General features: G+C 44.4%; 17 protein-coding genes. 9 read left to right on the top strand and 8 right to left on the bottom strand.

The features are described from left to right. Positions 1–4 precede the first annotated feature (4 nt). The 4 genes from V2H77_RS13760 to V2H77_RS13745 form a co-directional block, all read right to left on the bottom strand. A complete protein-coding gene (locus V2H77_RS13760; protein WP_341499253.1) occupies positions 5–523 on the bottom strand; it encodes a GNAT family N-acetyltransferase in 519 nt (172 codons plus the stop codon). 207 nt (positions 524–730) lie between these two features. Next, entirely contained in the window at positions 731–1,243 is a 513-nt protein-coding gene (fliZ, locus tag V2H77_RS13755) for a flagella biosynthesis regulatory protein FliZ (RefSeq protein WP_011146218.1), read from the bottom strand. Positions 1,244–1,295: 52 nt separating this feature from the next. Then, positions 1,296–2,018, bottom strand: a complete 723-nt coding sequence (locus V2H77_RS13750; protein WP_049582169.1) for an RNA polymerase sigma factor FliA — start codon at positions 2,016–2,018, stop codon at positions 1,296–1,298. Positions 2,019–2,264: 246 nt separating this feature from the next. Continuing rightward, positions 2,265–3,335 (bottom strand): FliC/FljB family flagellin, encoded by a 1,071-nt coding sequence (locus tag V2H77_RS13745; protein WP_341499252.1) that lies wholly within the window; start codon positions 3,333–3,335, stop codon positions 2,265–2,267. Between the two features lie 274 nt (positions 3,336–3,609). Here V2H77_RS13745 and fliD point away from each other — a divergent pair, with 274 nt between their 5' ends. The 3 genes from fliD to fliT are packed head-to-tail and all read left to right on the top strand — an operon-like array spanning position 3,610 to position 5,858. Next, positions 3,610–5,061 (top strand): flagellar filament capping protein FliD, encoded by a 1,452-nt coding sequence (gene fliD / locus V2H77_RS13740; RefSeq protein WP_341499251.1) that lies wholly within the window; start codon positions 3,610–3,612, stop codon positions 5,059–5,061. A 12-nt stretch (positions 5,062–5,073) separates the two neighbouring features. Next, complete coding sequence (fliS, locus tag V2H77_RS13735; RefSeq protein WP_036775505.1) at positions 5,074–5,484, top strand: flagellar export chaperone FliS; 411 nt, start codon at positions 5,074–5,076, stop codon at positions 5,482–5,484. Further along, positions 5,484–5,858 carry a flagella biosynthesis regulatory protein FliT gene (gene fliT, locus V2H77_RS13730; RefSeq protein WP_341499250.1) on the top strand — a complete coding sequence of 125 codons (375 nt, stop codon included), beginning with the start codon at positions 5,484–5,486 and terminating at the stop codon, positions 5,856–5,858. Before fliS ends, fliT begins: the two co-directional genes overlap by 1 nt. A gap of 384 nt (positions 5,859–6,242) precedes the next feature. Here the strand turns inward: fliT and V2H77_RS23665 are convergent, their stop codons facing one another. The 4 genes from V2H77_RS23665 to fliE form a co-directional block, all read right to left on the bottom strand. Further along, entirely contained in the window at positions 6,243–6,632 is a 390-nt protein-coding gene (locus tag V2H77_RS23665) for a DUF7823 domain-containing protein (protein ID WP_437438543.1), read from the bottom strand. After that, a complete protein-coding gene (locus V2H77_RS13725) occupies positions 6,632–6,814 on the bottom strand; it encodes a PIN domain-containing protein (protein ID WP_049582170.1) in 183 nt (60 codons plus the stop codon). The genes V2H77_RS23665 and V2H77_RS13725 overlap by 1 nt, the downstream gene beginning before the upstream one ends. Continuing rightward, on the bottom strand, positions 6,814–7,059 hold the full coding sequence (locus tag V2H77_RS13720) for a type II toxin-antitoxin system Phd/YefM family antitoxin (RefSeq protein WP_088371891.1): 246 nt from the start codon (positions 7,057–7,059) through the stop codon (positions 6,814–6,816). Before V2H77_RS13720 ends, V2H77_RS13725 begins: the two co-directional genes overlap by 1 nt. A 91-nt stretch (positions 7,060–7,150) precedes the next feature. Beyond that, on the bottom strand, positions 7,151–7,462 hold the full coding sequence (gene fliE, locus V2H77_RS13715; RefSeq protein WP_049581949.1) for a flagellar hook-basal body complex protein FliE: 312 nt from the start codon (positions 7,460–7,462) through the stop codon (positions 7,151–7,153). 284 nt (positions 7,463–7,746) lie between these two features. Here fliE and fliF point away from each other — a divergent pair, with 284 nt between their 5' ends. From fliF to V2H77_RS13685, 6 genes are read left to right on the top strand one after another with little or no spacing between them, the layout of a single operon-like run. Next, complete coding sequence (gene fliF, locus V2H77_RS13710) at positions 7,747–9,450, top strand: flagellar basal-body MS-ring/collar protein FliF (RefSeq protein ID WP_341499249.1); 1,704 nt, start codon at positions 7,747–7,749, stop codon at positions 9,448–9,450. Next, positions 9,447–10,439: a flagellar motor switch protein FliG gene (fliG, locus tag V2H77_RS13705; protein WP_088371897.1), complete on the top strand. Its 993-nt coding sequence runs from the start codon at positions 9,447–9,449 to the stop codon at positions 10,437–10,439. Before fliF ends, fliG begins: the two co-directional genes overlap by 4 nt. Then, entirely contained in the window at positions 10,432–11,136 is a 705-nt protein-coding gene (gene fliH / locus V2H77_RS13700; protein ID WP_341499248.1) for a flagellar assembly protein FliH, read from the top strand. Before fliG ends, fliH begins: the two co-directional genes overlap by 8 nt. Beyond that, positions 11,136–12,500, top strand: a complete 1,365-nt coding sequence (fliI, locus tag V2H77_RS13695; RefSeq protein WP_341499247.1) for a flagellar protein export ATPase FliI — start codon at positions 11,136–11,138, stop codon at positions 12,498–12,500. Before fliH ends, fliI begins: the two co-directional genes overlap by 1 nt. Positions 12,501–12,542: 42 nt before the next feature. Beyond that, positions 12,543–12,986 (top strand): flagellar export protein FliJ, encoded by a 444-nt coding sequence (gene fliJ, locus V2H77_RS13690; RefSeq protein WP_341499246.1) that lies wholly within the window; start codon positions 12,543–12,545, stop codon positions 12,984–12,986. Then, positions 12,986–14,326: a flagellar hook-length control protein FliK gene (locus tag V2H77_RS13685; RefSeq protein WP_341499245.1), complete on the top strand. Its 1,341-nt coding sequence runs from the start codon at positions 12,986–12,988 to the stop codon at positions 14,324–14,326. Before fliJ ends, V2H77_RS13685 begins: the two co-directional genes overlap by 1 nt. Positions 14,327–14,435: the final 109 nt, after the last annotated feature.

Raw genomic sequence — 14,435 nt, 5'->3', positions numbered from 1 at the left:
GCTGTTAACTCCCATCAGATATTCCTTTAGTCATATAGTATTCATCTATCAGTTCACCATTTATAAATAGTGAGCCAGTTCTGATGCCGGAAAAAATAAAACCTGATGATAAATACAGCTTTATTGCCAATGTATTTTTTATTGCAACGGTTAACTCAAGTCTGTTAATTCCATTTTTCCGTGACCAATCTTGCGCTTTGTCGAGTAAGGTTCTCGCTATGCCTTTGTTTCTATATTCTTTTTTTACTCCAAGAGCAATATAACCCAGATGCCTGTTCCTATTGAACACGCCTCTAGATATAACAATAAATCCAACAATGTTTTTATTATCTTCACATATTAACATTTGCCTGTCTTTGCCAAATCCTTTTATTATATCCACTTGCTCTTCAACACTTGTTTTTCTTTCTCCCGGCTCAAGCAACATAAATTCCGATGTGTTATCCAAATCATTAAAAAAAACAATGAGATTGTTTGCATCTTCTACGTTAACTTCTCTAAAAACAAAGATTTCTTTTTCCATAGCGAATACCATATTAATGAAATATGCATAAATAGCGCCCTGACGGGTGACTAAGCCGGGTTAATAAGGAAAATGAGTTGCATGATTATTCATCATGAAAGAAAAAAACCTCATTATTTTTAACGAAGTTTGTCAACGAGCTAAGGGGAACACATTAAAATGCGTTCCCCCAAAATTAATCATCTCTTTGCTGTTTATATTTCCAGCTTAGTGACCGCCCTGCTGCCAGCTTAAATACTGTTCATACTTGCGCAAAGCAATGTTGTAGTTACTGAATGCCGACTGTGACAGCTTTTCACTCAGTTTTTCCTGAATTTTCTCTGTTGTGAACTCTTTTACAGGGTAATTGCTTGAAGTGAGCAATTCATCCAAACGTCGTAAACGAACCACATACTCACGAACAGTACTATGACTCATTTCAGTCTGCTCAAACAGATACTGTTTGAACGACATGATGTCAAAATAATCTGTCTCGCTATTGCAATAAATCTCACTGCAAAAACGACATAACGCGACAAATTTATCTTGCAGCTCATCCCAAGTCTTGTCATCAATCAACTCCGTCATCTCGGAGATGGACTCTTTGTTGATCACTTGGCCATTAAAAACCAAAGAGATACGGTCAAGAGCTTTGTGACAATGCAAGCAATGAGTTTGACTATGTTTGTAGTCTTTAATGTAACGGCTGAGCGGCCGTTTCTTTTGTGTTGTAACAGACATAAGAGATAAGCCCTGTGTGTAGTCTTAAACAAAAAACAAATAAGCAAAAAAGTTACTTTTCCGGATTTAAGCGTGCCCGCAAGCGTTTAATCGCCTGGCTGTGTAGCTGACTTATACGGGACTCCCCGACTTCAAGTACTGCGCCAATCTCTTTCAGATTAAGTTCTTCCTGATAATACAGCGTCAGAACCATTTTCTCTCGTTCAGGTAACGAATCAATAGCCTCAATTACCCGTTGACGAATGTCACTTTCCAGCAATTGTTGTAAGGGATTAGTTTCATGCCCTTCTTCAATGACAGGTTCACAGCTTTCACCATGCATTTCATGCCATTCGTCATACGAAAACAACTGACTGTTATTCGTATCTAACAGTATCTGCCGATATTCTACCAGATCAATCTTTAATTCTTTAGCAACTTCCTGCTCACTGGCTGGACGGCCTAAGTCTTGCTCAAGTTTTCGGATGATTTGCGTCACTTCGCGCGCATTACGGCGCACGCTACGCGGAGCCCAATCGCGGCTCCTTAACTCATCCAACATTGCACCTCTGATGCGTTGTACCGCATAAGTGGTAAACGCGGTTCCCTGTAAGGAATCAAAACGTTCCACCGCATTTAGTAAGCCGATTCCCCCGGCCTGAAGTAGATCATCCAGCTCCACACACGCGGGTAACCTAACTTGTAGCCTTAACGCTTCATGGCGAACTAATGGTACGTAGCGCTTCCAGAGGCTGTTTTTGTCCATCACGCCTTCGGCGGTATACAAATCGCTCACAACAACAGACACCTTTGGAAAAAGAGACTAACCTTCATTATCCAATCCCCTAACAAGGGCAATCGTTTGAACAATGTAGTAAAAACGCTTCTTTTTCACCTATGCGAAATTTATTGTCTGCCTAATAGTATCACAAATTTTAGGCTGTTCCTGATAAACTCCTAAAAAAGAAGGACCGGCGAGCCGATCCTTGATTTGTTTGGATTTTTATGTGAATCAGGTTCACATATTGCCCTAGCTGAGCAATTAACGCAGCAGAGACAATACGTTATTAGGAATTTGGTTAGCCTGAGCCAGAACCGCAGTACCTGCCTGTTGCAGAATTTGACCACGGCTCATGTTAGACACTTCGGTCGCATAGTCAGCATCTTCGATACGGCTACGAGCAGCGCTCAGGTTATTAACCGTGTTGTTCAGGTTGTTAACGGTAGATTCCAGACGGTTCTGGATAGCACCCAGAGAACTGCGCAGGCTGTCAACTTTTGCCAGAGCATTATCTAAAGTATCCAGAGGCTTTTCTGATGCTTTAGCTGTGACTTCATTACCTGCGGTTAATTTACCACTAGTCTTATCAATCTTAGCGTCGAAATATTTTACTTTACCATCTGCGTCAGTACCTTTGACAACATAGTTGTCAGGATCAACTGAACCATCATCCTTAACAGCTTTATAAACTTCTACACTTTTCAGGTCTTTAACTTTAACATCAGCAGTGTAATCGATCTTTTTCTTCGCACCACCTTTACCATCATCAACCTGTTCAACTGCTTCGCCGTGTGGAACTGCCGCAGAAACAGTGAATTTACCCAGTCCCAGAATATTGCTGTCAATTTTTTCCAGATTAATTTTGATAACTTCGTTATCGTTAGCACCGACCTGAATGGTCATTTCGTTCTTTTCACTTAGAACATGAACACCGTTAAATTGAGTCTGTTTAGAAATACGATCAATTTCCTTTAAACGCTCAGTAACTTCTTCCTGGATAGATTTGGTATCACTCTCAGAGTTGGTTTCGTTTTTCGCCTGAACAGCCAGTTCACGAATACGTTGTAAGTTGGTGTTAATTTCGTTCAGAGCGCCTTCAGTAGTCTGTGCAATAGAGATACCGTCATTAGCGTTACGTGCTGCCTGAGTCAAACCTCTAACATTTGAAGTGAAACGGTTAGCGATCGCTTGACCAGCCGCGTCATCCTTGGCACTGTTGATACGCAGACCAGAAGACAGACGCTCGATAGCGTTACCCAAAGTACCCTGGGATTTGGTCAGGTTATTCTGAGTCAGCAGGGACAGGCTGTTGGTGTTGATGACTTGTGCCATAATTAGAGTTCCTTTTTAAAATCAAGTCGATATATAAGTTTGGGTTTTACCCACGGTGTTCACCACCGCCAACAGTTTTATCGGCGCTCCTCAAAGAACCTTTAATTTTTCTTGAAAAAACTTTTTCTTTTTTATCACTTTGCCCTGATAAGCCAAACAGCGTCGGTTCTTCACGACTATTCCTACCATAGAAAAATTATTTTTATTAGTAAACTTTTCTAAAAACTTACCGATAACCGGTTCAATAAAGCTTTACTAATAAAGGAGTCAATAAATGGCTAGCATTTCTTCATTAGGCGCCGGGTCGGGGATGGATCTTGGTTCTATATTGGATAAACTTCAGGCAGCAGAACAAAAGCGTTTAGTCCCTCTGGCAGAACAGCAAACCAGTTATAAAGGTAAGCTAACGGCTTTTGGCACATTAAAAAGCAGTTTGGAAAAGCTGGAAACCGCGTCTGAATCCCTGAAAAAGTTCGATAAACTTAATACAACCACTGCCAGCGAAAAACATGACGCATTCACTGCCAGTACTGATTCTAAAGCCAGTCCAGGCAGCTACAGTATTGAAGTTAAGCAATTGGCGCAGGCACAATCATTACAGACAGAAAAAATCAGTAATATCAAAGAGTATATGGGCGAATCTTTGGGCGAAGGTAAAACCCGGACAATCACCATTACTCAACCTGGCGAAAAAAAGCCGATGAAAATCGAGCTGACAGACGGCCAAACATCCATTATTGAGATCAAGGATGCAATTAATAAACAGGAAGGCAATGTCAGCGCCAGTATTCTTAAGGCCAAAGATGGCGAAAACTATTTAGTGCTGACGGCTAAAAAAGCCGGCACTGAATCCATGATGACCATTAAAGTTGAAGGTGATAACAAACTTAGCCAATTTCTAGACTATATTCCGGGTACAACAAGTAAATTAACTCAAACCGTCGAAGCTAAGAATGCTCTCTTAACCGTTAATAACATCCCAATTGAGCGTCAGACAAACCATATTACCGATGCACCCGAAGGCGTTATACTGGATCTGAAAAAAACGACCGAGGATAAAGATTACCAAAGAAAGATCGAGGATAAAGACAAACCTAGGGAACATAAGCCAGAAATACTGGTCATATCCCGTGATATTGAACCGATGAAAGAGGCGATTAAAAACTGGGTCGATGCTTACAATGAGTTGCAAACGACGTTTGATTCGCTGACCAAATATAAGCCAGTAAAACAAGGTGAAGAACCGTCGAAAGATAATGGCGCTTTATTAGGTGACAGCACATTACGCGGAATACAGAACCAGCTAAGAAGCCAAATTTTCAGCTCTCAAAAGGTCAATGATATTCCAACCCTGAATAAACTGGGTATTAAACAAAAGTTTGACGGCAAGCTGGAAATTGATAACGAAAAACTGGAAAAAAATCTAAAAGAAAAACCGGCTAATGTGAAAGCATTCTTTATGGGTGACGGTAAAGAAACGGGTTTTGCCACCCAGACACATAAGCTATTAAAAGATGCTCTGGATAGCCATGAAGGTACCTTAGCTACCGCGACTAATGGCATTAACAAGCGTCTAAAAACCCTTGAGAAACAAGTAGACAGGACGAAAGACAATATTAACGCAACAATTGAACGTTATAAACGCCAATTTTCACAACTGGATAAAATGGTCTCTTCCTTGGGAAAAACCGGTAACTTCCTATCACAGCTACAGACAATAAGATAATTAAAGGAAATTATGTATCAACGTTCGGCAAGTCAATTATATGCCCAGATAGATGTGGAGAGCGAAATTATGAACGCCTCCCCCTATCAGTTGATTCAGATTTTGTTCAACGGGGCGCTTAGCGCCCTACGTCGAGCAATTATTCTGATGGAACAAGGTAATATCGCGGAAAAAGGCGCAGCTATTTCCAAAGCGATCAATATCATCGATAATGGCCTCAAGCAGGGGTTAGATAATGAAAAAGGCGGAGAGCTGGCACACAATCTCGCTTCCCTTTACGACTATATGACCCAACGTTTACTCCACGCTAATTTACGCAATGATGAGCCAGCCATTACCGAAGTAATAAAATTACTCACCGAGATTTCAGACGCTTGGCGGCAAATTGGCCCTCATTACAACGCCAGTCAGGATATTGTTTAATGGATAATGAAATGGATCTCTTGTCAGCTTACCAACGGATCCTAAGTTTAAGTGAGCAAATGCTTAATTTAGCTAAAAATGAAAAATGGGATGAACTTGTTGATATGGAAATCACCTACCTAAAAGCAGTAGAAGTGATCAGCCACTCTTCAATATCATCGACTGTTTCTCTTTCGTTACAGCAAAAAATGACCAACATTTTGCAGGTAATTTTAGATAATGAAAATGAGATTAAAAAACTACTACAGCAAAGACTTGATGAATTAAGTAAACTCATCAAACAAGCAAGCCAACAGCAATTATTAAATGATAGCTACGGCCAATTCCCTGTTGAACCCTATCATACTCTTATGAATTCTACGGAACAAAAATAATCGAGAAATAAAGGTGATGTACTCTCATCACCATTATTTACCCGTTTTGTGAGCTTAGTTTAGGATGTCTTTAAAACCTTGTAGTATTCCGATCTACAAATCAGGATTACCCTTCGTCTTCATATTTCCCCCATCACGACCAATAGGCATTAATGAGCTGTTATATGTAGCCCTGTGATTTAAGTTGATTGTGAAAAATAAAAAGACCACGCCGGAGCGCAGCCTTGAATAATCTAGCAATACAAAAATTCCAGATATTTAGTTGTAAACTCTAAGTTTACTACTGATATATACGAAGAATCCCCCCAGTTGCCCGTCTCTTAACCAGAACTTTGACTAAGATACAGAGCATTTGCCAAGGTTGAAAAAAATCAGCTATATAAATTAATCATGCCAATTACAGTAAAAACGGAAGGTTTTATCTATTTGTTTTAACAGATCACCTATTTTCTCAGCTTCACTACTTTTATATTGTGGAGAATAATAAACTGACTCTTTTATACGATGCCCAAGATGGTATTTGACTCCATCCACTATAATTGTTAGTTTTTTATTTGTAACACTTGTCAGATGGTCTTTGTATATAGATAATTCGGTCAAATTTATATCTAATGTATGCCCAAAAATAAGATCTTCGCTTTCTTTCCAATAAAAACCACTAACAGTTTCATTCCCATTGCTTATATTGTTTTCAATCGTAACTAAATTTTTATTACTATGATCCCCCCATTCTTTATCTGATAGCGTTAGTAATCTTTTAGAGACCGCGCTTATTATGGTGGGACGGAAAAATCAGGCTTGTTCAGATTCCTTTTAATGACTACCTCCCATATTGACGCTGCACTAAAACAAAGGGTTTTGCCGGTATCTTCCAAAAGATCAACAACATCACTTCTCAGTTTTTCCGGTTCATATGCCATAAACAGCAAGATATTAGTATCTAACAGCAATTCCATTAAAAATATTTTCCTTCGAACATATGAACAATTTCGGCACTGTTCATATCGTCAAAATTGGCGGGAACACTACCTTTGCCTTTGAGGAAACCTAATTTGCGTTTAGGCTTCTCTTCTCTGTATGCGACGATTTTAACCAGTGCATGACCATTCTTGGCGATCACTACTGATTCTCCAGTGCGAACAACTTCCTGAACAATTTTGGACAAGTTAGTCTTCGCATCGTAGATGTTAATCTTTTCCATAACATCACCTCTACCTCTTGATGTATGCACTTTAAATATATTTGTTTTTATTGGTCTGGTCAATTTGGTTAGACCAATTTATGGCGCACTATCACACCGGCATATTCATAATCTCCTGATAAGAAGCCACCAACTTATTTCTTACCTGGACGCCCATTTGCAAAGCGATACTGGATTTCTGCATCTCCACCATAACATCATTTAATTCAACACCGGGTACACCTAGTGTAAAATCCTGAGTTTGTTTTGTGGCATTCAAACGTGTCTGATTAATTTTACCAACAGCCGCCATCAGTTGACTGGCAAATCCACTCTGCAATGGTATTGGTTTTGCGATACTTGCTGCCTGTGACGCCTGAACTTGCATCAGTTGCAGCACGCCTTCAATTGCCTGAATTGACATAAAAACCTCGTGTTAAACCACTCTATAACCTACTCAATTCAATGCCATATTAACCCAAGGTATATACGGCATATTTTTAGACTGCCACCCTAACATAGCCCTCTCGATCTAAAGCGGGTAATTAAAGTAAAAAGTCTGGGCTTATTGTGCCATTAAAAGATGAGTGAACAGCGAATAATGACAAAACTGAAAATAGGAAGAATTTTTTCGCTTGCGTATGGGGAGTCTGTTTTGTTACGCCACGCTTTTAGTATTCATGTTGAACAGCAAGGCAAGGATCGTCTATGAGTGCCGCAACAACTGACGTTGAAAATCAAACTAAAGGTTTCAGTGCTATCATTAACCAGATAAAAGCTGATCCTAAAGTGCCATTATTAGTTGCCGGCAGCGCAGCCGTTGCGATTGTCATTGCCCTTTTCCTGTGGTTACGCAGCCCCGATTACCGGGTGCTTTACAGTAATCTAAGCGATAAAGATGGCGGCGATATTGTCACCCAATTAACCCAATTAAATATCCCTTACCGTTTTGCCGAAAATGGCGCTGCGATCATGATCCCTGCCGAACAGGTGCATGAGACACGACTAAGATTGGCGCAACAAGGGTTGCCTAAGGGTGGAGCTGCTGGATTCGAACTACTCGATAAAGAAAAGTTTGGGATCAGCCAATTTAGTGAGCAAGTTAACTACCAAAGGGCATTGGAAGGTGAACTGTCACGTACCATTGAATCTTTAGGGCCGGTGCAAAATGCCCGTGTTCACCTTGCACTCCCCAAACCCTCGCTGTTTGTCCGTGAACAGAAATCGCCCTCAGCTTCCGTGACCGTTGGATTACTGCAAGGCCGGACCCTGGATGAAGGACAGATAAACGCCATCGTTCATATGGTTTCCAGTAGTGTCGCTGGCTTACCACCGGGCAATGTCACCATCGTTGATCAGACCGGACGTCTATTAACCCAAGCCGACGCCACCGGGCGCGATCTAAATACCAGTCAACTGAAATACATTCAGGAAGTGGAAAATCGCTTCCAGCATCGTATCGAAGCGATTCTAACCCCGGTTGTCGGTCGTGGTAACGTTCACGCACAAGTGACAGCACAGGTGGATTTTTCACGCCGTGAAGAGACAGCGGAAGAATATAAACCTAATCAACCTCCTAATCAGGCTGCGGTTCGCTCAAAACAGTTGAGTGAAAGCGAACAGAGCGGCGGGCCTATGGTTGGCGGTATTCCCGGCGCACTTTCCAATCAACCAAGCCCGCCGCCGAGTGCGCCGATTGATAAACCTAATACCAAAGAGAACAATAAAAGCGACAAGAGCGATAAGAAAGCCTCATCCGCGGGTAACAGTACCGAGCGCATGGCGAACAATAATCGCAATAACCGCCGTGACGAAACCACAAACTATGAAGTGGACCGGACTATTCGCCATGTGCAACAGCAAGCCGGCGGTGTTGAACGCTTATCCGTTGCCGTTGTCGTCAATTATGTCACGGTGGAAGGCAAAAATGGCCCGGAAACTCAGGCATTAACACCTGAGCAATTGGCAAAAATAGAAGCGCTGACCAGAGAAGCGATGGGCTTTTCTAAAGAGCGTGGCGACAGCTTGAATGTGGTTAACACGCCATTTACGGAAAGCAAAGAAAATATCGAGGTTATTCCTGTCTGGCAGAACCCAGTTCTGTTGGAAAAAGCCTTTGATTTTGGCCGTTACCTGCTATTGATTCTGGTGGCATGGCTGCTGTGGCGCAAAATGGTGGTTCCTCAACTTGCCAAAAAACGCGCTGCGGAAAAAGCCGCCCTTGAAGCACAGAAAGTTCAGAAAAAACAAGTAACTGAATCAAGTGCGGAAATGGATGAAAAAACACGCCAGAGACTGACGCGTCAACGAGTCAGTGCTGAAATTCAAAGCCAACGCATCCGCGAACTGGCAGAAAAAGATCCTCGCGTAGTGGCGCTGGTGATCCGTCAATGGATGAGTAACGAACAATGAGCCTGAACGGAACAGAAAAAAGCGCCGTCATGTTAATGACCCTGGGAGAAGATCAGGCGGCCGAGGTGTTTAAACACCTGAACTCCAGGGAAGTCCAGCAACTCAGTATCACAATGGCGGGTATGCGCCAAGTTTCTAACCAGCAACTGGTGGATGTATTGGCAGAGTTTGAAGAAGATGCCGGCCAGTATGCAGCACTGAGTATCAACGCCAGTGACTATTTGCGTTCGGTGCTAATTAAAGCGCTAGGTGAAGAACGTGCTTCCAGTCTGCTTGAGGATATTCTCGAATCCCGTGAAACCACTACCGGTATTGAGACCCTCAACTTTATGGAACCTCAAATGGCAGCCGATATGATCCGTGACGAGCATCCACAGATTATCGCCACCATTCTGGTTCACTTAAATCGCGGGCAAGCAGCCGATATCCTTGCACTGTTTGATGACAAATTACGCAACGATATCATGCTACGTATTGCGACTTTTGGCGGCGTACAGCCGGCGGCACTAGCTGAACTCACAGAAGTGCTCAATAACTTGTTAGACGGCCAGAATCTCAAGCGTAGCAAAATGGGCGGCATTCGTACCGCGGCTGAAATTATCAACCTGATGAAAAGTCAGCAAGAAGAGAATGTTATCGAAGCCATGCGCGCCTACGATAACGAGCTGGCACAAAAAATCATCGATGAAATGTTCCTGTTCGAAAACCTTGTCGATGTGGATGACCGCAGTATCCAACGCCTGTTGCAAGAAATCACCACTGACTCCCTGCTCATTGCACTGAAAGGCTGCAATCAGCAACTGCGCGATCATTTCCTCAACAATATGTCTCAACGTGCCGCAGAGATTATGCGCGATGACCTGGCAAACCGTGGTCCGGTACGTATGTCGCAAGTGGAAAGCGAACAGAAAGCGATTCTGCTTATTGTTCGTCGTCTGGCGGAAAGCGGCGAGATTATCCTGAATGGCGGCGACGATAGCTATGTCTGATAAGTTAAACAATGCTAACTGGCAACCCTGGAAACCAAACGAACTGACACAGTGGGAAAAACTACGGGCTAAACCAGAGCCCGTTGATGACCCACAGGAAGACTTGGAGCGTAATGAAATCCTTGAACAGGCGGCAATGCTGGATAACCTGAAAGAGCAGGCACGACAGGCAGGCCATGAACAGGGATTTAGCGAAGGTCAAGCGCAAGGTTATGAAAAAGGCTACCAAGCTGGCTTAGAATCCGGTTTGGAACAGGGGTTGCAAGAGGCTATTCAGCAACAGAAACCTATCACAGAGCAGTGGCAAAATCTGTTAGCCGATTTCCAACATTCACTGGAAGGACTTGACACAATCATTGCATCCCGCTTGATGCAACTGTCACTGACCGCTGCAAAACAGATCTTAGGTCAGCCCGCGATTTGTGACGGCACTGCCCTACTCAATCAAATCCGCGAATTTATTCAACAGGAACCGATGTTGAGTGGTAAACCTCAATTGCGGGTTCATCCACGGGATATGCCAATGGTTGAACAACAATTAGGCAACACTCTCTCGTTACACGGCTGGCGCTTACTGGCAGATAGCAAACTGCACCCTGGCGGTTGCAAAATCAGTGCAGATGAAGGCGATTTGGATGCCAGTCTGGCAACCCGCTGGCACGAGTTGTGCCGGCTGGCCGCACCGGGGGAATTGTAATGACAGCAAGACTCGGGCGCTGGCTGGCGACACTGGATGCTTTTGAGCAGAAACTAGCGAAAACCTCGCCAGTGCGTCGTTATGGACGTCTGACCAGAGCGACCGGGCTGGTGATGGAGGCAACGGGTTTACATCTGCCTCTGGGGGCAACCTGCCTGATTGAGCGACAAAATGGCAACAATATTGAAGAAGTTGAAAGTGAAGTTGTCGGTTTTAATGGCGAAAAACTTCTCCTCATGCCACTTGAAGATCTGGAAGGCATTGTCCCCGGCGCCCGGGTATACGCGCGCCCATACAGCGAAGATTGCGGTAGTGGGCGCCAGTTACCACTTGGCCCGGAACTGTTAGGACGAGTTTTGGATGGCGCCGGTCGTCCATTGGATGGTTTGCCGTCGCCAGATACCGGTTATCGCGCCCCGCTCACCACACCGCCAATCAATCCTCTGCAACGTACACCAATCAGCGATGTACTGGATGTCGGTGTACGAGCGATTAATGCCCTACTGACCGTAGGTCGCGGGCAGCGTATGGGGTTGTTTGCCGGTTCTGGGGTCGGTAAAAGTGTCCTGCTTGGCATGATGGCCCGTTACACACAGGCTGATGTAATTGTCGTTGGCTTGATCGGTGAACGTGGCCGCGAAGTTAAAGACTTTATTGAAAACATCCTCGGCGCCGCCGGCTTAGCGCGCTCAGTGGTTGTCGCCGCGCCTGCCGATATCTCGCCTCTGTTACGCATGCAAGGCGCTTCCTACGCCACCCGTATCGCTGAAGATTTTCGTGATCGGGGTAAACATGTATTGCTGATTATGGATTCATTGACCCGCTACAGTATGGCGCAACGTGAAATTGCTCTGGCCATTGGCGAGCCGCCGGCAACCAAAGGTTACCCGCCTTCGGTTTTCGCCAAACTGCCGGCGCTGGTGGAACGTGCAGGGAATGGAGTAAACGGCGGCGGCTCAATTACCGCGTTCTACACCGTACTCACCGAAGGTGATGATCAACAAGACCCGATAGCCGATGCGGCCCGTGCAATTCTGGATGGTCACATCGTCCTCTCCCGTTCGCTGGCAGAATCAGGGCATTACCCGGCAATTGATATTGAAGCCTCTATCAGCCGCGCGATGACCGCACTCATTGATAAGCCGCACTACCGGCGGGTACAGCAGTTCAAGCAACTACTTGCAAGCTATCAGCGTAACCGTGATCTGATTAACGTCGGTGCTTATGCGGCAGGCAGTGATCCGCTATTGGACAAAGCCATTGAGCTCTATCCCTACATGGCGCAATTTCTACAGCAAGATATTGAAGAGCGTAGTGAATATGAAGCGGCCTGCATTCAATTACAACAGTTGTTACCTACGTAACGTAACGATTTTCTGGGTGTTGCCATTAAAGCGAGGAATAAGATGCAGCAACAATCACCTCTCATGACCTTGCGTGACCTTGCACAAAATGCAGTGGAAAAAGCCGCCACTCACCTGGCGCAAGTTCGTCAGAACCATCAGCAAATGGAGCAACAACTCGCAACGTTGATGGGCTATCAGGATGAGTACCGGGAACGCCTGAATGACACACTGAGTAATGGTATGCCATGCACCACTTGGCAAAATTATCAGCAATTCATGAAAACGCTGGAAAAAGCGATTGAACAGCACAAATTGCAACTCAATCAATGGCAACAGCGGCTTGATACGGCTTTATCACAGTGGCGGGAAAAACAACAGCGCCTCAATGCTTTCGATACTTTGCAACAACGGGCAGATAATAACCGAAGATTACATCAGAACAGAATGGAGCAGAAACAGATGGATGAGTATGCCCAACGTAGCGCACAACGGAGAAATAAATAATGAATCTCACTCTTTTGCCTGCCGACCTGAAACCGACAGAAAACCAACCCACTCGCAGTGATTCACGCCCTGATGCCGATCAGCCTTCGGCTTTTGCTCAGTTTCTTAATCTGGAAACCGAACTGGCACCAAAAGGTGCGGTTAAACCAGGAAAAGCGTCATCCAAAGAAGAAAAAGAAATTACAGATGATACAAACAACGATTTGTCGCCACTATTATCTACTTCAACTGAATTATCTACTTCAACTGAATTACCTATTTCAAATGAACTATCTATCTCAAATAAATTATCTATCCTAAATGAAATACCCACGGAGTCTATTACCTCCTCGCTGATTCCCCTTGATGCAAAAGCAGATGCCAATAAACAACCAGCTCCTGTTGATGAACAACTCATGTCAGCAGAAGAGCTGGCGGCAAGTTTACCCATACAATTATCCGGGTTAGCCATCAAATCAGAAAACCAGAAAAACGGCCTCCAACCTGACGGACTCACCAAGCATAATGATAAAAACCGTCAAATTAGCGCTAAAGAATTAGTCGCTATGGGATTATCAACCGAAGAAAGCCCTCAGACAGCGACTCCAGAACAGCTAAAACAGGAAGAAGAGCTTTTTAAAACCAAACCTGAAAATGGTCTGGCGCAACATTCTCCAGTAAAGCCCAAGCTTGCTTCGACAACCATTCAGCACGGAATTCAAGCTGAAAGCGCAACGCAAAATCATCCGCGTGAATCCGCACTGATTCAGACCACCGCTCAAGCTGAGATCCAACACGCGCCGGCCGCCGCTGAAAATCAGCAAATCTCCTCTGTAACAACCTCTCCCCTGCTCTCCGCAGGACACAATCAGACAGCCCAGTTTCAGTTATCCAGCGCTTCTACCCCATTACTGAATGCCCAGTTAGGTAGTGAAGAGTGGCAACAACAACTAAACCAGCAAATTATTTTATTCAACCGCAATGGCCTGCAACAGGCAGAATTACGCCTGCATCCACAAGAGCTAGGCGCATTGCAAATCCGTATGTCTGTTGAAGATAATCAAGCGCAATTACATCTGGCATCGGCTCACAGCCATGTCCGGGCGGCGCTGGAAGCAGCATTACCTGGACTTCGCCATGCACTGGCAGAAAGTGGTATTCAACTGACCCAAAGCAGTGTCAGCAGTGACAACGCCAGCCCGTGGCAACAAGAACAACGCTCTGATTCACAACATTCAGGCGGAACCGCAAGTCACAATGCTGATACCGCCTCAGAAAACCATTCCGCTACCGAATCCACAGTACGTTTAACCCCTCATCAACTGGCATCGGCTCGGGGAGGTGTGGATATTTTCGCCTGATGAGGGAAGGTATATACCCTATGGATTTCAAGATGCATCGCGACGGCAAGAGAGAGAATCCCCGGGAGCATAGCAAACTATGTGACCGGGGTGAGCGAGCGCAGCCAAC

It is taken from the genome of Photorhabdus sp. P32 (genome assembly GCF_038085095.1).
In the GTDB taxonomy this organism is placed as follows: domain Bacteria; phylum Pseudomonadota; class Gammaproteobacteria; order Enterobacterales; family Enterobacteriaceae; genus Photorhabdus; species Photorhabdus luminescens.
The sequence above is the reverse complement of the archived record's forward strand: the minus strand, read 5'-3'. Positions and strand labels throughout refer to the sequence as shown.